This window comes from Bartonella rhinolophi (genome assembly GCF_036576165.1).
GTDB lineage: Bacteria > Pseudomonadota > Alphaproteobacteria > Rhizobiales > Rhizobiaceae > Bartonella.
On the sequence record NZ_JBAFWY010000001.1, the window covers coordinates 216592 to 234896 of the forward strand.

Genomic DNA, 18305 nt, shown 5'->3' on the forward strand with positions numbered 1-18305 from the left:
CAATAATCTCGGTGTTTTTCTCAACAATACTCAACTGATTATTTATAGCAAAAAACTAGACCGTAAAAATCACCGATATTTATATCACGCGATAGCTGCCGCACTTTGTTTTTACTTAAAGAAATATATATCACAAATGCTGAGTTGAAAAATGGTCTTTTATAAACTAATCTACATACACTAAACGAAAATAAATAAAACAGATTCCAATCACAGCCAGCAATGGTGAGTGAGAAAAATTAAAACGTAAAGGAACAATGAGATGGGAGAACACAAACAAAACTTGTCAGTGCAAAACATGGTTCACTCTGATGCAAGGCAGGTTGCTTATTTAAAAAAAGTTTGTACAGATGATCTCGCTACTAATTTTCCAGATCTTCCACCAATGACCCCAGGGATTACAATATGGGCTCTCTTTGGTGAAACAGGTTATCCGATCATTTTATCTGACGAACGCTCTGTAGCTCTCGCAGGAGCCAATGAACATGAACTACAAATCGTAACTTTGCACTAAACTATCTTACAAAAAATGATTGAGTTGTCCTTAAATCCTGTCAGCTCTGTCCGATAAAGTAAGAGTGATTCTGTTCCTGTCAATAAATTGGAAAAAACAATTCCAGTTTTAAGAAGTTGTAGCTATTTTCAATTTAGGAAATGTGTACGCACACTTTATTTTGAGCTATCTCTATTACGTATCATCAATCTTTTAGAATAGCAGCGTTTATTCTTTTTTTTACACAAAGAGCGCTAAAGAGCGCGATAATAAGTGTTATTTGGTATATTTCAGATTTGTAATTGAGCGCCTTGCCTCCCGATATCATATCCTTCTTTTGACAAAAGTTTTTACACAAAACCCTCTCCATCACGCATTACAAAAGCTTCTGCTGTCTAAACTTACTTAATTTGCGTAATTCGCGGACTTGTATCCACTATTCGCGTTACGAGAAACTTTGCTATCAAATCAATTTCAAGACCAACTCTATTTCCGATTCAGATATTTGTGAAATTTTTTCTAACGCAGCCCACATGCTCTTAATTGCTGTTCATAGTTTTTAGCTATTCTTTCCATACGCCGTGCTGCTTTTATAAGTGCTGCAGTTGCATACCCCCCATTGCGAGCATAAGCACCATGTCCCATATGATAATTTAAATAAAGGCTATATGCATCATCAAACCTGACACCATTACGTTGAACACTTTGGCGATGATACCAAGCAACAAAATCAGCAGCATCTGCAAAATTGTTACGTCGCGCAAACAATCTTCCTGTAGAGCGGAGATACATTGTCCACGTACCATCAATTGCTTGAGAATAACCATACGCTGTCGACCGACGCTTCCATGGAATAAAACCAAGCAATTTTTTGCGCGGAGGACGTGCATTGTGACGAAAACCCGATTCTACATTAATAGTTGCCAGAATAATAGGCATAGGAATCCCGTGATGCATTTCTGCGCTTTTAGCAGCTTTTCTCCAGTTATTAAAAAAACCACCTTTTTGAGCAAAAATAGCGCAAGCATTATTCGTATATATGGGAGGTTTTGTAGCACACCCTCCCAGCAAAAACACAAATACTCCTAAAAACACAAGATGCCGCATATTTTTATTCCTCTTCACTAAGAAATAAAATAAAAATATTAAAAAATCTTCTAATCAACAAAAGATATGATCACATTCTGTTATATTGGAAGCTTTGTTTTAATCTTCATCAACCAACCGCAATGTTTGCGACTCAACAGGAGTTTTTGCTTGCATTTGCATAGAATCACTCTCTTTTAATTCAAAAGCTTCGATACGATTAGCTCGCTTCATAATTTTAGAAGATGATATCAAAATTGCTTCAACATCCTCACCCACTTTGTAAAAATGCTTCTGTAAATCGCGAACACGCGTATCCATTCGTCCAAAATCTTTCATTAATTTTGCCACCTCCGACTGGATCAAATGCGCTTGTTCACGCATTCGTGCGTCTTTCATAATAGTTTGTACAACCTGAACAGATAACATTAATAAAGATGGAGAAACAATAATCACATGTGCTTGATTAGCCTTTTGTACCAATGACTCAAAATCTTCATAAATTGTTGCAAAAATCGATTCCGATGGCACAAAAAGAAAAGCGGTATCATGCGTTTCCCCAGGAATCAAATATTTTTGCGCAATATCACGAATATGCACTTCCATATCAGCACGAAATTGACGTTCTGCCTCCTGACGCTCTTGAGGTGATGGTGCTTTTCGCATCGCATTCCAAGCCTCTAAAGGAAATTTCGCATCAATAACAAGAGAAGGTGATTTATGAGGCATATGAATGAGGCAATCTGGTCGCTTCCCATTTGAAAGAGTCGCTTGAAAAACATAAGAATTTGCTGGCAAAGCATCAGCGACAATTGCTTCCATACGTCCCTGACCAAAAGTGCCGCGTGTCTGTTTATTACTTAAGATTGCCTGCAACTGAACTACTTGCCCCGTAAGTGACTGAATGTTATTTTGTGCAGCATCGATTACCGCTAACCGTTCTTGCAAACGCGTTAAATTTTCATAAGTAGATTTAGTTTGCACCTGTAGAGTTTGTCCCACGTTTGTTGTCATCATATTGAACTGTTCACGAATAGACTGATTTAATTCAGCCTGCTTTTGACCAAAAATTTCTACCATTGCTTGCATACGTCCTTGCATTTCAGTTTGTGTCTTCAACAATGCTTCTATCTGCATTTGCACTTCACAAGCGCGCTTGGCCATTTCACTTTCTAAAAGTACTTTTTTTCTATATGAGCGTATTAACATAAAAAATGCTGAACAAACTAATAAAAGCAGAACCATTAATCTAGAAAAAGATTCACCAAAGAGTAAAAAAGAAAAAAACGAATCAAACATGAAAAACAATATAATGCTCTTATTGTAAAAAAGCGCAAAAATTTATTATTCAATATTGACCCATAACAAACCATTGATTAGTCTATGTTGATGTTAATAAAATCTTTAGTGACTCTACCTGATCCAGTTTTACGAGAAGTGTCCAAACCTGTTGAGCATATTGATTCAACTCTCCAAAAACTTGCTGATGATATGTTGGACACCATGTATGATGCCCAAGGAATTGGTCTTGCCGCCATTCAAGTTGGGATACCATTGCGTATTTTGACCATAGATGTCTCTAGAGATGATGCTCAGAAAAATCCGCTTATTATTATCAATCCAGAAATCTTATGGCTTTCCGATGAGCGCAATATTTGCAAAGAGGGTTGTCTTTCTATCCCTGAATATTACGCAGAAGTTGAACGTCCCAAACGCCTCTGTGTTCGCTATCAAGATCGCCAAGGAAAGCAAATGGAAATTGAAGCTGATCACCTCTTAGCTACTTGCTTACAGCATGAAATTGACCATCTAAATGGCTGTCTTTTTATCGATCATATTTCGAAAATTAAACGCGATATGGCAATACGAAAATTAAAAAAACGAGCAAAAGAAAAAAATATACGGGAAACAATTTTGTAATGGCATTACGTTTAAGTTTTATGGGAACACCAAGTTTTTCTGTACCCATTTTACATGCTTTATTAGATGCTGGTCATGATATTGTAGCTGTTTACAGCCAACCTCCTCGTCCAGCGGGACGCCGTGGTCTTAAGCCAATCCCTTCACCTGTTCAAAATGCAGCAAAAGCAAAATCCATTCCTGTATTCACTCCTCAAACGTTTAAAGCAGCCGAAGAACAAGCTCAATTTGCAGCGCTCTCTGTTGATGTCGCGATCATTGTAGCTTATGGACTGCTCTTACCAAAAGCCATTCTTGAAACACCGCGTTTTGGCTGTTTTAATGTCCATGCCTCATTATTACCGCGGTGGAGAGGTGCTGCACCTATTCAGCGTGCAATTATGGCTGGTGATAAGGAAACAGGAATAATGATCATGAAAATGGATGAAGGTCTTGATACAGGGCCTATTGCTTTATCTCGATCCACCCCTATCACCGACAATATCACAACCCAAGAACTTTCAGATAAGCTTTCGCATATAGGAGCAGAACTCATTGTGGAAGCTTTGTCTGCCCTTGAAAAAGGTCAACTTAAACTCACTCCACAACCATTGGATGGAATAACCTATGCCTCCAAAATTCGAAAAGAAGAAACACAAATTGACTGGACAAAATCAGCAGAATCCATTCATAAGCATATCTGTGCTCTCTCTCCTTCTCCTGGTTGCTGGTGTGAAATGACTATAGGGGGAAAACGGCAACGGATAAAAATTCTTGGAAGCCGTTTAGCAACAGGTCACTCTCTTGAAATTGGTAAGATAGAACCAAATAACTTGATTATCCATTGTGGACAAGGGCGTCTTGAAATAACTCATCTCCAAAGATCTGGTGGAAAGGTTCTCGATAGCGCAACATTTTTGCATGGATCTCACATTTCTGCAGTTTTTTGATATGCCGCGTTTTAAGCTTACCCTTGAATATGATGGTTCAAATTATTCTGGCTGGCAACGTCAAGAGAAACTCCACACTATACAAGGAGCTCTTGAACTAGCTATTTTTCGCTTTAGTGGTCAACAACTGACCATTACAACTGCTGGGAGAACTGATGCAGGTGTACATGCTACAGGACAAGTTGCCCATATCGATTTTGAAAAAAACTGGCACGCTCACACCGTACGTGATGCGCTCAATGCCCATTTACAACAACAAAAAGAAGATATTTCGGTTTTAAGTGTACAAAATGTCTCTGAAACTTTTCATGCACGATTTTGTGCAACAAAACGCCATTATCTTTTTAAAATTCTCAATCGTCGCGCACCACCTGCACTCAATGCCAAACGCGTATGGTGGGTACCAAAACCTCTCAATGCTGACGCCATGCACGAAGCAGCCCAAAAACTTTTAGGACGACATGACTTTACCACTTTTCGCTCAGCGCACTGCCAGGCTGAAAGTCCTATTCGCACCCTTGAACGTCTTGATGTTCAAAGGGAAGGAGAGGAAATTTTTCTATATGCGCAAGCCCGCTCCTTTCTTCACCATCAAATTCGTTCATTTGCAGGAAGCCTTATGGAAATTGGCATTGGGCGCTGGACTGCAAAAGACCTTGAAGCAGCTCTTCATGCCAAAGACCGCACACGCTGTGGTATGGTGGCACCTCCTTCAGGACTCTATTTGACACAAGTTGACTATTAGCTACCTTAAAGAATCACTTCTTCAAAAGTGATTAACAAAGCTCATAAAAAGAACGAATTTCTTCAAAGGCTTCCGTCGCTGTATTAACAAATGTCACAAGATCCACATCAGAAGGAGAAATCATACCTTGTGCAGACAAATAATCAAAATTGATAACATTGCCCCAAAACTCTTTGCCAAACATTAAAATCGGAACTCGTTTCATACGCCCCGTTTGTATTAGAGTAAGCGTTTCAAATAATTCATCTAAAGTTCCAAATCCTCCAGGGAAAATAGCCAATGCCTTTGCTCGCATTAAAAAATGCATTTTGCGCATCCCAAAATACTGAAAATTAAAACACAAATGCGGCGTTACATAAGGATTTGGCTCTTGCTCATGTGGTAAAACAATATTTAACCCTATCGTTGGCGCTCCAACATCAGCAGCACCACGATTTCCTGCCTCCATTATTCCAGGACCTCCCCCTGTAACAACCACAAATTCGCGATATTTAGTCGTAGCAGAATAACGTGAACATAAACGTGCAAACTCGCGAGCTTGATCATAATAATATGACATAGCTTGTAAATTTTTCTTTTGCATTTCATTTTCTGCTGCCCATACTTCTTGGCGAGATTCAGGAATACGTGCTCCACCAAATAAAACAACCGTTGATTGAATATCATATTCCTGCAGTGTTATTTCTACTTTTAAAAACTCAAGACCAATACGCTGTGAACGCAATTCAGGGCGTTCCATAAATTTTTGATCCATATAAGCTAAACAATCAGTTAGTGAACGCACTTGTGATACATCAGATACTTCACTCATTTTTTGGTCTTTCCTCTTCATATGGAGAGATGGTATCCAGCTATTTTTGCTTATTTCATCTTTTCCCACGTATCTGTCTTATATTCTTGTTTAGTCCTTTTATTGACTACATATATGTCTTCGCATAAATTATAAATGATAAATCTTTATGCTTTCAACTTATTTAATGGCACCTTTGGGAAAGATTCATTCCATGCAATTTAAAACGATTATCGAAGAAGCGTTTAACAATCTCGATTCTATTAACACCACAACAAAAGGGGAAATCCGTTCTAGCGTTGAATATGTATTAGATCTTCTGGATAAAGGAGAAGTTCGTGTAGCCGAACGCCAAGAAAATGGGCAATGGCATGTAAACCAATGGTTGAAAAAAGCTGTTCTTTTGTCCTTTCGACTCAATCCTATGCGTATCATTTCTGGTGGAAGCAATGAATCATATTGGTGGGATAAAGTATCTTCAAAATTTTCTGGTTGGCAAGAAGATGATTTTAAAAAAACGAATTTCCGCTCAGTCCCTGGAGCAATTGTACGTCATTCCGCCTATATTGCACCTAACGTCATATTAATGCCATCCTTTGTAAATCTTGGTGCCTATGTTGATGAAGGAACAATGATTGATACATGGGCTACTGTTGGCTCCTGCGCACAAATCGGTAAACATGTTCACCTTTCTGGTGGTGCTGGTATTGGAGGTGTTTTGGAACCACTTCAAGCCAACCCAACAATTATTGAAGATCACTGTTTTATTGGCGCACGTTCTGAAGTTGTTGAAGGGTGTATTGTCCGTGAAGGTGCTGTTTTAAGTATGGGAGTCTTTATTGGGAAATCTACAAAAATTATTGACCGTACAACAGGCGAAATTTTCATAGGTGAAGTTCCCGCCTATTCCGTTGTTGTTCCAGGATCTCTACCTGGAAAACCGTTACAAAATGGAGATGCAGGACCTAACCTTTATTGTGCTGTTATTGTTAAACGCGTTGACAAAAAAACACGAGAAACAACAGCGATTAATGATCTTTTGCGCGATTAAAAAGTACTTTTCAAAAACTTTAAACCCATAAAAAACGTACAAAAGAAATAAATAAAAAGAGAAGAAAACTTCTCTTTTTGTTCATTATTTACTCATTTTAAGAGCTTGAATAAAAGCTGACTGCGGAATTTCTACTTTTCCAAACTGACGCATTCGTTTTTTTCCTTCTTTTTGCTTTTCCAAAAGTTTGCGCTTACGGGTAATATCACCGCCATAACATTTAGCTGTCACATCTTTACGCAAAGCACGAATTGTTTCACGAGCAATAACTCTACCACCAATCGCTGCTTGAATTGGAATTTGAAACATATGTTGAGGAATAAGATCTCTAAGTTTTTCACACATAGAACGTCCGCGCCTTTCTGCTATGCTGCGGTGCACAAGCATCGACAAAGCATCGATCGATTCTCCATTGACCAAAATAGACATTTTAACCAAATCACCTTCAGAATATTCACGCATCTGATAGTCGAAAGAAGCATATCCCTTTGAAATTGATTTTAAACGATCATAAAAATCGAAAACAACTTCATTTAAAGGTAAGTCATACGTCACCATAGCACGCGTCCCAACGTAAGATAAACCAACCTGTTGTCCACGCCGTTCTTGGCAAAGCTCTAAAACTGCTCCAAGATAATTATCAGGCGTCATAATTGTTGCCCGAATCCATGGCTCTTCAATGGAAAAAATCTTAACAAGATCGGGCATATCAGCTGGATTGTGCAATTCCTTAACAGAACCATCATTCATATTCATACGATAAACGACAGAAGGTGCTGTAGCGATTAAATCTAAATTAAATTCACGCTCTAAACGCTCTTGAATAATTTCAAGATGAAGAAGTCCTAAAAAACCACAACGAAAACCAAAACCTAAAGCAGCTGATGTTTCCATCTCAAAAGAAAAACTAGCATCATTTAAGCGTAATTTACCCATGGCTGCACGCAAATCTTCAAAATCGGCTGCATCAACTGGAAAAAGACCACAAAAAACAACTGGTTGAGCAGGTCTAAAACCAGGCAAAATTTCTTCACAAGGGCGGCGTTCTTCAGTAATAGTGTCGCCAACCCGTGTATCAGCAACTTCTTTAATAGAGGCTGTTATAAAACCAATTTCTCCTGGTCCTAACTCATCAACCTGTACCATTTTAGGAGTAAATACCCCAACCCGTTCAACTGGATATTTTGCCCCTGTATCCATCATGCGAATGGTTTGACCTTTTTTTAATACGCCATCAATCACTCGAACCAAAACGATAACACCAAGATAAGCATCATACCAACTATCAACCAGCATTGCCTTTAGGGGTTTGACAACATCACCTATAGGTGGAGGTGGTAATTCCATCACAATTGCTTCTAAAACATCAGCAATACCCAAGCCTGTTTTTGCCGATATTTCCACTGCCTTGGACGTATCAATACCAATAACATCTTCAATTTGTTCTTTAACACGCTCAGGCTCTGCTGCTGGCAAATCAATCTTATTAAGCACAACAACCAACTCATGAGAATTATCAATAGCTTGGTAAACATTTGCTAATGTTTGTGCTTCGACACCTTGGCTCGCATCTACCACCAACAGTGAACCCTCACAAGCTGCTAACGAACGTGAAACTTCATAAGCAAAATCAACATGACCAGGTGTATCAATAAGATTCAAAATATAAGTTTCACCATTCTTTGCTTTATAATGCAAACGTACCGTTTGTGCTTTAATGGTAATTCCACGCTCGCGCTCAATATCCATAGAATCCAGAACTTGGTCTTTCATTTCTCGTGTTTCAAGACCACCAGTCATTTGAATTAAACGATCAGCCAAAGTCGACTTTCCATGGTCGATGTGTGCTACAATGGAAAAATTACGTATATAATTGCGATCTACAGTCATACAGGGCGATTTAGCAAAGAATAACACAAAACGCAAAGACCAATTACATACCTTTGAAAATCTTTAAAACAAGAAAAAAGTGCTCTGTAAAAAACGAACCTTCCTCCTTGAAATCTACTTAACTCAATCGTAATAAAAATCTTCAAAAATATCCAAATGCTTTTTTATTTTCTCATATAAGTTTAGAGTATCATCAACACTCTTTAGCTCACATTAAAAATCTCTCTACAATTTGATCTGTTGATCAAAGCTTGTGTACTATGCTTTCTTTTGCTTGTGGATTACAGTTCACTTTGTAAACTTGGTAAAGAAAACCTAAAAAAATACCCCCCTCTCCTCCCAAAAGCAAAACCTAGAAAGCATTTTGCCTTTTAATATCTTTTTAAAATACAAAATTTTACTTTTCCCGAAAGAGCCATAAAGATGAAAAATTTTGTCCTGCTCTTTCATCTTATTTTATTTTACCGTGTATAAGCTTTTCAAAACCTCAATGAATATCCCTGTTTTAAAAGAATCATCATTCAAATTGCTGCCCTAGAAAAAGAAAGCTCATCGCTTCTTTGAATCATTTTATTTTTTTTCGCCATTGTGAGGGTTGTAATTCAGCAACAACAATTCCGATCAGAATAAACAAACCACCCAATAAAGCTAAAGGAGATAAATGTTCACCGGCCAAACGCCCAACAATGCCAGCCCAGACGGGCTCCCCCGCATAAATAAGTGTTGCACGAGTAGGGGAAATAGATTTTTGTGCCCAATTCATAGCTAATTGAATTACTGCACTCATGAGTGCCAATCCTATACCAACACTCACCCACACCCACGAAAATGCAGGAATGCTTTCTCCTACTAAAGGCATACAAGAAAATGAACAAAAACTCGCAAAAAACAACTGTACAATTGTAATACGATAGCTATTAACTTTACTGGCAAAAAAACCAATAAGAATGATTTCCACAGCAATCGCTAAAGCGCCTAGCAAAGTAAAAATTTCACCCTTTGAAAAATGAATCCCCTTTATCCCTTGCCCTGAAACAAACATAAGCCCAACAAAAGCAAAAATAATACCAATCCAACTGGTTAAACGAGGGGATTTTTTAAAAATAATCCATTGCAATATTGGAACCATCGGCACATAAAGTGCTGTAATAAAAGCTGATTGGCTACTGATAATCGTCTGAAGCCCAGATGCTTGCAAAGCATAACCAAGAAACATTGCAAAACCAACAACAATACCAGCAAAAATCTCATAAACCGTTATACCTTTCAGAGAGCGCCCAAAAATCATCCCACATATAAATGAAGCAACAATAAAACGAAATCCTATAAAAAAGAGAGGACCACTATAGCGTACCGCCGTATGTGTGACTAAAAATGTAATTCCCCACAGTATTGTTGCAGAAAATAGCACCAATTCCTGTTGACTAAATGAAGGGCGTTTTAACTGTTTTATTTCAGCCATAAAAATTCCATCCTTCGACTTATTCTTCTACATTTTAGGAAACGATAAGAGTCCCAACACCGTGTTCGGTAAACAATTCAAGCAAAACAGAATGAGGAGTTTTACCATTCAAGATAACCACCCCTTCTACCCCATTTCGAAGGGCATTAATACATGTTTCTACTTTTGGAATCATACCTCCTGAAATTGTTCCATTCTTGATAAGCTTTTCAGCTTCAGCAATTGTGAGTTCCTTTAAAATCTTACCTTCTCTATCCAATACTCCAGACACATCAGTCAAAAACAAAAGGCGCTTTGCTTCTAAAGCACCAGCAATGGCTCCCGCAAAAATGTCAGCATTAATATTATAAGTTTTGCCATCGCGACCTGGAGCAACAGGAGCAAGAACTGGAATCATTTCAGAACATGCCAAAAGATCCAGTAATCTTCGGTCAACTTCAACAGGTTCACCAACAAACCCTAAATCTAAAACACGCTCAATATGCGAATCAGGATCAATCACAGTTTTATAAGCCTTTTCGGCAAAAACCATATTACCATCCTTGCCGCATAATCCTATTGCCCACTCACCTTCAGCATTTATGAGAGCAACAATTTCTTTGTTTATAGATCCTGCCAACACCATTTCAACGACTTCAACAATTCGTTCATCGGTCACGCGTAAACCATTCTCAAATCGCGATTCAATCCCCATTTTCATTAAAATTTTAGCAATTTGAGGACCACCACCATGAACCACAATAGGGTTAATGCCTGATTGCTTCAACAAAGCAACGTCGCGCGCAAATGCCCGCCCCAAATCAGGATCCCCCATAGCATGACCGCCATACTTTACAACGACAGTTTCGTTTTCATATTTTTGCATATAAGGTAAAGAAGACGATAAAAATGCTGCCTGTTTTTCAAAAATATCTGCAGCAACTTTCCCAACATCATCCATCAAAAGAGCCTCCTCATAATTTTTCACCATCTCTTAATGAAATTTAGGAAAAGTGAAAACAAATTTTAAAATAAATCTTGCTCTCTCCATCTCCTTGAGAATCGTCAAGTTATCTTAACATTACGATCAAAGTAATAATGAAAAGTAATAATGAGATGAATTAAAATCAGCTTTCTTAGTAATGATTGCTACAAAAGAATTGAAAAAAATAGAAATACACACTGTCAATTTCTTATGACCTTATGTATGAAATCTGGCAGAAAAATTTAAAAAAATTTTAAGAAACATCGTATATTAAGGGGTTTATTGTATCTTATAATAAACCTTTTCACAAGAGTGTGAACATATACAACTGTTGATTTCTTAGTGCAAAAACAAAATCACACCAAAAAAATCTGTAATACATACGTTTCATTACTACATTCTTCTAAACTGTACATACTTCTTTGAAGCAACTTGCGAAATTGTTAAAGTGCCCATTATCTTCGTGATAATTAAAATCATCTCACTCACAACAGAAAGATACCCGAAAAAAATCTAAACACCCTTCTGCAGAGTTTATCTCACTACAAGAAGAAAGCTATTCCCTCTGTTTATACAAAAAAATACACACAACCTCTCCCTTGAGAACCGTTCACTCCCTTCAAAAGACGTAATTTTAAAATCACCATTTTATGACATCATCACAGCCTTAGAATTGCGAAACGTCTAGCATTTATCATACCCTTTCACATGCACAGAATCAGACACACCTAATCGGAGAAAAAATTCTGAAATATTTCATCAAAATGGTCCGTTAGGCATGCCTTTCTCACACTTCCTTACTAATTTTGACCAGAAATATTCTCAAAAAATTCCTTCATACGTGAAAAGAAACCGTGCGATTGCGGCGAATTTTCATGATTTGAAAGCTTCTCAAATTCTTGTAACAATTCACGTTGTTCTTTCGTCAGCTTCTGCGGTGTTTCAATAGTGATATGAATATAAAGATCACCTCTTTCTTTTTGGCGCAGCATAGGCATCCCTTTACCTTTAAGGCGGAACTGACACCCATTTTGAGTACCTTCTGGAACCTTAACACGTGCTTTAACGCCATCAAGATCAGAAACCTCAAATTCGCCTCCTAAAGCAGCTGTAATCATTGAAATTGGAACGCGACAATGAAGATCTGCCCCATCTCGCTGAAAAAATTCATGTGGTTTAATAGAAAGAAAAATATAAAGATCACCGTTGGGACCACCGCGAATACCAGCGTCACCCTCTCCAGAAAGACGAATACGTGTACCATCTTCAATACCAGCTGGAATGTTTACACTCAATGAACGGTTTTTTTCTACCCGTTTTTTCCCATGGCATTTAGGACATGGATCCGTAATGGTTTCACCGCGTCCATGGCATACATGACATGTTCGTTCAATAGAAAAAAAGCCTTGCGCAGCACGCACACGACCAGATCCATGGCAAGTCCCACAAGTTTGTGGTTTAGACCCCTTTTTCGCACCTGACCCCTCACAAGTATCACAAGTAACAGAACTGGGAATATTAATTTGTGCAGTTTTTCCTGAAAATGCCTCTTCCAAAGTCACTTCCACATTACAGCTCAGATCTGCACCACGCTCACGGCCATCACTACGCTTACGGTGCCCACCCCCCATAATTTCACCAAAAAAATCCTCAAAAATGTCGGCAAATCCGCCACCAGCGGCAAAACCACCAAATGGATTTGCTCCCTCTCGACCGTTATTTTCAAAGGCAGCATGACCGAAGCGGTCATAAGCAGCCCGCTTTTGAGGATCTTTGAGAACTTCGTAGGCTTCGCCAATTTCTTTAAATTTCCGCTCTGCCTCTTTATCCCCTGCGTTACGATCAGGATGATATTGCATTGCCAACTTACGAAAAGCGGATTTCAGCTTTTTATCATCACATTCACGGGTCACACCAAGAATTTCATAATAGTCAACCTTCATCATGTATTCCTGATAAATCATTTGTCATCTATTTTAAGATAACATTTTCTTTCAATTTATGTCTTTAGTAACAGAGTTGCAACTAATCTCAAACAATAAAGCCCCGCCTTATATTTCAAAGGCCGGGTTTATTGATTCATTAACACATTTTCTTATCACTATTTCTTCTTATCATTAATTTCTTCAAAATCAGCATCGACAACATCATCACTTTCTGTATTTGTCTCAGTGTTGGCTGCTGCTTGCGAAGCTTCATACATAGCCTGTCCGAGCTTCATACTTACCTCTGCTAATTTTTGCATCTTTGCTGTTACCTCTTCAGTATCAGTGCCATCAAGCGCAGACTTCAAATCAGATATTGCGGTTTCAATCTGCCCTTTTTCTTCAGCTGATACTTTATCGCCATATTCAGTCAGTGATTTTTCAGTTGAATGGATGAGAGCTTCCGCTTGATTTCTAACTTCAACACCTTCACGGCGCTTTTTATCTTCAGCTGCATGTTCTTCAGCATCTTTAACCATTTTTTCGATATCAGAATCACTCAAACCACCCGATGCTTGAATACGAATCTGGTGTTCTTTACCAGTTCCTTTATCTTTGGCTGAAACATTCACAATACCGTTCGCATCAATATCAAAAGTAACCTCAATCTGAGGCACACCCCGTGGTGCGGGTGGAATACCAACAAGATCAAATTGCGCCAACAATTTATTATCACTAGCCATTTCGCGTTCACCTTGAAAAACACGAATAGTCACAGCATTTTGATTATCATCTGCCGTTGAAAAAACCTGTGATTTTTTAGTTGGGATAGTTGTATTGCGCTCAATTAAACGCGTGAAGACCCCACCCAACGTTTCAATACCCAAAGACAAAGGCGTTACATCCAAAAGCAATACATCTTTTACATCGCCTTGCAATACGCCCCCTTGAATGGCAGCACCCATCGCCACAACTTCATCAGGATTAACACCTTTGTGTGGGTCTTTGCCAAAAAAGCTTTGCACCACTTCCTGAATCTTGGGCATACGAGTCATACCACCCACTAAAACAACTTCGTCAATCTCACCAGCACTCAATCCAGCATCTTTTAGTGCAGCTTTACAAGGCTCGATAGTACGTTGAACTAAATCGTCAACTAAAGATTCAAATTTTGCCCGAGTTAATTTCATCGTCAAGTGCTTTGGACCAGATTGATCCGCTGTGATAAATGGCAAATTAACTTCTGTTTGTTGTGAAGAAGAAAGTTCAATCTTCGCTTTTTCCGCCGCTTCTTTTAAGCGCTGCAACGCCAGCTTATCATTTTTCAGATCAATTCCTTGTTCCTTTTTGAATTCATCCGCAAAGTAACCAACCAAGCGCATATCAAAATCTTCACCACCTAAAAAAGTATCTCCATTGGTCGATTTAACTTCAAAAACGCCATCTCCGATTTCAAGGACAGAAATATCAAAGGTACCGCCACCAAGATCGTAAACAGCAATAGTTTTCCCGTCTTTTTTATCCAAACCATAAGCTAAAGCAGCAGCTGTTGGCTCATTGATGATCCGCAAAACCTCAAGCCCAGCAATTTTACCAGCATCTTTAGTAGCCTGACGTTGCGCATCATTAAAATAAGCAGGAACTGTAATAACTGCTTGTTCAACCTTTTCACCGAGGTAAGACTCGGCAGTTTCTTTCATCTTTTGCAAAATCATAGCTGAAATTTGCGATGGAGAATATTTTTTACCCGTTTCTTCAACCCACGCATCACCGTTGTCGCCCTTAACAATTTTATAAGGCACAAGTGCTTTATCCTTTTCAACCATGGGATCATCAAATCGGCGACCAATCAAGCGCTTAACTGCAAAAACCGTCCCTTCAGGATTTGTAACCGCTTGTCGTTTAGCAGGCTGACCAACAAGCCGTTCACCCCCATCAGTGAAAGCAACAACAGAAGGTGTCGTACGCGCTCCTTCTGAATTTTCGATGACCTTTGCATTTTTGCCATCCATAACAGCGACACAAGAGTTAGTCGTCCCCAAATCAATACCAATTACTTTTGCCATATTATAATCTCCATTCAGCAAGCTGCCTCAACCTTCATCAAGCATCTTTTTAAAACAGCTCCTTATCACATTCAAAGCCTGCATCTCATTTCAAATTACACAAAAATAATAAATTGAAAGCCACAACAAGCCCCGTTGCTTGGTATATAAGAACAAGCTCTTATCCCTACAAGAGAATAATGAAGAAACATTTCCAAAATAAAGTTTTTCCTTAAAAAGAGTATTATATTTGCTATATTTGCGTGCAAAAATCATCTTCACTGAAAATACAAGTAGGCACAACAATGGGTTCCTTCTTTGATTTTTGCAACATGCAAAATATTAACTGGTAAGAATTGAAAAAATGACAAAAGTAATGATGAACATCTTATCTGACACCCTTTATCCATATATAAATCACTGTATGTAAAAAACTTTTAAAAATATTATTCAAGCGCAATAAATTTATATCACGAATTGCAGTCTTCTTTAAAAAAACCCTCATTAACTGTAATATTATTACGCAATTTATGAACGTGGTACCTCTTGCATCTCAGCTTATAATAAGCTCATCTTGCCTATTACAAAAACAAATCTTTCATGAAAACAAACGTTTCACTATTATCTGAAATGCACGTCATTTTAAACCTTATCTCCTTCCTCCCAAAACAACAAACTCATGCATTCTTACCAAAAATAAGATGAGCAATTTTCTCTATTTATTTTGACGAAAAACTCTGCTAATGCATTCACAAATATTCAAAGGTAATTTTAATAAATGAGGGTGAATAATGGTGATACTTATTACAAGAACAGTTATCAAAAATATCTTAGGAATTCTTATTTTTTCTTTTATAACTTTGCCAGCAATCGCTCATGGATATAAACTGGGTAATTTAGAAATCGTCCACCCTTGGACACGTCCAACACTCACAGGGACAAAATCTGGTGGGGGTTATCTTAGTATCATTAATCATGGCAACACCCCAGATCGTTTAATTTCTGTTTCAACAAATGGAGTACAGACAACAGAACTTCATTCCATGACAGTCGTTAATGATATTATGAAAATGGAAAAAATTCCTAATGGCATCGAAATTCCTGGCAATGGTGAAGTTACACTTAAGCCAGGTGGTGATCATGTTATGTTCATGGGGATTTCACAACCATTCAAACTAGGCGATAAAATCAATGCAAAGCTAACATTTGAAAAAGCTGGTACAATCAACATTTACTTTTATGTAAATACACAAGCTACATATGAGTAATTCCTAATTTACTCATTTAATAAATTTTTCATTAATATTCAACTAGTTTGGCATGTGAGAAGCATAAAAAAATTTTATGCTTCTTACTTTTTATTCAGCGTTGCGGATAGAATATACCTTAAAATAAAGGATTCACCTTACATTTGGTTAAACTTAGTTAAGCTCAGGAATACGCAAAACTTGTCCAGGATAAATTTTATCAGGTGATTTGAGCATCGGCCTATTGGCTTCAAAAATGAATGCGTTCTTATCACCTTGCCCTTTTCCGTAAACTTTTTCAGCAATTTTCCAAAGACTCTCACCAGATTTCACCTCATAAAAACGAGAAACTTTTGTAGATGTAGTGTTCGCAATCTTTAATTGATCGGTATCAACAGAAGAAATCCCCTGCGCGTTACCAACAACTAAAACCGCCTTTTCAAATGTTTCCCTATCTTGAACTTCACCACTCAAAATAGCTTTACCATTTTCAACCCGAACACCTACTTTTTCTGTATTAAGCTGAAAATTATCAAATGCATCTTTGAAATCTTTTTCTTTTGGTTCATGATCCCCAATACCAAGCTTTTCTCCAACTGTTTTAACAAAATTAAATAGTCCCATTATGATCTCCTTTTTTGAAATTTAGACACATTTTGTATTTGTTTATCACCACGTTATTTTCTTTGTTTTTAAAATTTTTTTGCTTTTAAAGCAGATAGGCGGGTTTTCTAAACTTCAACTATCACAAATGAGTCTGTTCATTTATTGGACATAAATAACGGTAAATTTTGATAAAAATGCCTTAATGAAAATTTTATTCTCAAAAGATGGAACTTAATACATGCAAAAGCATTATAAAAATGCAAAGACAAAATAGCTTTTATTATGACGATAAAAGGTTTTTTTACTCTGCTACAATTTGTGTCATATTTGCTTTGCAAAAAAAGTGTGAACTCCCATATAAATAGTGTGGGCGATTTGCTACCACGGCAATAGAAAGGTCTAAGAAGCCATGAAGGATACTCCAACAATCATCCAAACGATTGTACTTGTTGATGATGACCGCAATATTTTAACATCTTTATCTTTTGCGCTTGAGACAGAAGGCTATCGAGTTGAAAGCTACACGGATGGAGCATCTGCACTCAAAGGCTTAACATTGCATCCCCCACATTTAGCTATTTTTGATATTAAAATGCCTCGCATGGATGGTATGGAGCTTTTACGCCGACTTCGTCAAAAATCTGATGTTCCAGTTATTTTTTTAACTTCTAAGGATGATGAAATTGATGAGCTGTTTGGTCTTAAAATGGGAGCAGACGATTTTATTACAAAACCTTTTTCTCAACGTCTTCTCATTGAACGAGTGAAGGCTATCTTACGTCGTTCAAGTACTCGTAATCAGCCACTTACAACAGGAATCTCACCTGCTTCTTCTCTTAAGCGTGGAGATCTTGTTATGGATCAAGAGCGCCATACCTGTACATGGAAAGATAAACCTGTTATCCTAACTGTCACAGAATTTTTGATTCTTCAAACCTTGGCACAACGCCCAGGGGTTGTAAAAAGTCGTGATGCTTTGATGGATGCTGCCTATAGTGATCAAGTATATGTAGATGATCGCACCATTGATAGTCACATTAAGCGTTTGCGTAAAAAATTTAAACAAGTGGATAATGATTTTGCAATGATTGAAACACTTTACGGTGTAGGTTATCGTTTTCACGAAGTTTAAAATATTTTGTCGCAAAAGTT

At 37.8% G+C, this 18305-nt stretch carries 16 protein-coding genes; 7 read left to right on the forward strand and 9 right to left on the reverse strand.

From position 1 onward, the window contains the following. The first annotated feature begins 262 nt into the window (after positions 1-262). Positions 263-514 carry a BQ00720 family protein gene (locus V5N67_RS00845; RefSeq protein WP_332059864.1) on the forward strand — a complete coding sequence of 84 codons (252 nt, stop codon included), beginning with the start codon at positions 263-265 and terminating at the stop codon, positions 512-514. A gap of 498 nt (positions 515-1012) precedes the next feature. On the opposite strand, the gene V5N67_RS00850 is transcribed toward V5N67_RS00845, so the two are convergent. Together V5N67_RS00850 and V5N67_RS00855 are read right to left on the reverse strand one after the other, a co-directional pair. Beyond that, on the reverse strand, positions 1013-1600 hold the full coding sequence (locus V5N67_RS00850) for a transglycosylase SLT domain-containing protein (RefSeq protein WP_332059866.1): 588 nt from the start codon (positions 1598-1600) through the stop codon (positions 1013-1015). A 99-nt stretch (positions 1601-1699) separates the two neighbouring features. Beyond that, the gene (locus tag V5N67_RS00855; RefSeq protein WP_332059868.1) at positions 1700-2878 is read right to left on the reverse strand and encodes a DNA recombination protein RmuC; all 1179 of its coding nucleotides are present in this window, start codon (positions 2876-2878) and stop codon (positions 1700-1702) included. 90 nt (positions 2879-2968) lie between these two features. Here V5N67_RS00855 and def point away from each other — a divergent pair, with 90 nt between their 5' ends. The 3 genes from def to truA are packed head-to-tail and all read left to right on the forward strand — an operon-like array spanning position 2969 to position 5173. Then, positions 2969-3499, forward strand: a complete 531-nt coding sequence (gene def, locus V5N67_RS00860) for a peptide deformylase (RefSeq protein ID WP_332059869.1) — start codon at positions 2969-2971, stop codon at positions 3497-3499. After that, positions 3499-4428, forward strand: a complete 930-nt coding sequence (gene fmt / locus V5N67_RS00865) for a methionyl-tRNA formyltransferase (RefSeq protein WP_332059871.1) — start codon at positions 3499-3501, stop codon at positions 4426-4428. Before def ends, fmt begins: the two co-directional genes overlap by 1 nt. Position 4429: 1 nt before the next feature. Next, entirely contained in the window at positions 4430-5173 is a 744-nt protein-coding gene (gene truA / locus V5N67_RS00870) for a tRNA pseudouridine(38-40) synthase TruA (RefSeq protein WP_332059873.1), read from the forward strand. A 31-nt stretch (positions 5174-5204) separates the two neighbouring features. On the opposite strand, the gene V5N67_RS00875 is transcribed toward truA, so the two are convergent. Beyond that, complete coding sequence (locus tag V5N67_RS00875) at positions 5205-6005, reverse strand: LOG family protein (RefSeq protein ID WP_332059874.1); 801 nt, start codon at positions 6003-6005, stop codon at positions 5205-5207. Between the two features lie 172 nt (positions 6006-6177). On the opposite strand from V5N67_RS00875, the gene dapD reads away from it, so the two are divergent. Beyond that, positions 6178-7014 carry a 2,3,4,5-tetrahydropyridine-2,6-dicarboxylate N-succinyltransferase gene (gene dapD / locus V5N67_RS00880; protein ID WP_332060289.1) on the forward strand — a complete coding sequence of 279 codons (837 nt, stop codon included), beginning with the start codon at positions 6178-6180 and terminating at the stop codon, positions 7012-7014. Between the two features lie 84 nt (positions 7015-7098). Here dapD and lepA read toward each other — a convergent pair whose 3' ends face one another. From lepA to dnaK, 5 genes are all read right to left on the reverse strand, one after another. After that, positions 7099-8904 carry a translation elongation factor 4 gene (gene lepA / locus V5N67_RS00885; protein ID WP_332059876.1) on the reverse strand — a complete coding sequence of 602 codons (1806 nt, stop codon included), beginning with the start codon at positions 8902-8904 and terminating at the stop codon, positions 7099-7101. 565 nt (positions 8905-9469) lie between these two features. Next, positions 9470-10366 carry a DMT family transporter gene (locus V5N67_RS00890; RefSeq protein ID WP_332059877.1) on the reverse strand — a complete coding sequence of 299 codons (897 nt, stop codon included), beginning with the start codon at positions 10364-10366 and terminating at the stop codon, positions 9470-9472. Between the two features lie 34 nt (positions 10367-10400). Next, positions 10401-11306: an acetylglutamate kinase gene (argB, locus tag V5N67_RS00895; RefSeq protein WP_332060290.1), complete on the reverse strand. Its 906-nt coding sequence runs from the start codon at positions 11304-11306 to the stop codon at positions 10401-10403. Positions 11307-12130: 824 nt separating this feature from the next. Next, positions 12131-13273, reverse strand: a complete 1143-nt coding sequence (dnaJ, locus tag V5N67_RS00900; RefSeq protein ID WP_332060291.1) for a molecular chaperone DnaJ — start codon at positions 13271-13273, stop codon at positions 12131-12133. A gap of 158 nt (positions 13274-13431) precedes the next feature. Next, positions 13432-15321: a molecular chaperone DnaK gene (dnaK, locus tag V5N67_RS00905; protein ID WP_332059879.1), complete on the reverse strand. Its 1890-nt coding sequence runs from the start codon at positions 15319-15321 to the stop codon at positions 13432-13434. 770 nt (positions 15322-16091) lie between these two features. On the opposite strand from dnaK, the gene V5N67_RS00910 reads away from it, so the two are divergent. Then, positions 16092-16568, forward strand: coding sequence for a copper chaperone PCu(A)C (locus tag V5N67_RS00910; protein WP_332059880.1), 477 nt, complete (start codon positions 16092-16094; stop codon positions 16566-16568). Between the two features lie 153 nt (positions 16569-16721). Here V5N67_RS00910 and lysM read toward each other — a convergent pair whose 3' ends face one another. After that, the gene (gene lysM / locus V5N67_RS00915; protein WP_332059882.1) at positions 16722-17171 is read right to left on the reverse strand and encodes a peptidoglycan-binding protein LysM; all 450 of its coding nucleotides are present in this window, start codon (positions 17169-17171) and stop codon (positions 16722-16724) included. 391 nt (positions 17172-17562) lie between these two features. On the opposite strand from lysM, the gene V5N67_RS00920 reads away from it, so the two are divergent. Beyond that, on the forward strand, positions 17563-18285 hold the full coding sequence (locus tag V5N67_RS00920; protein WP_332059883.1) for a response regulator transcription factor: 723 nt from the start codon (positions 17563-17565) through the stop codon (positions 18283-18285). Positions 18286-18305 lie beyond the last annotated feature (20 nt).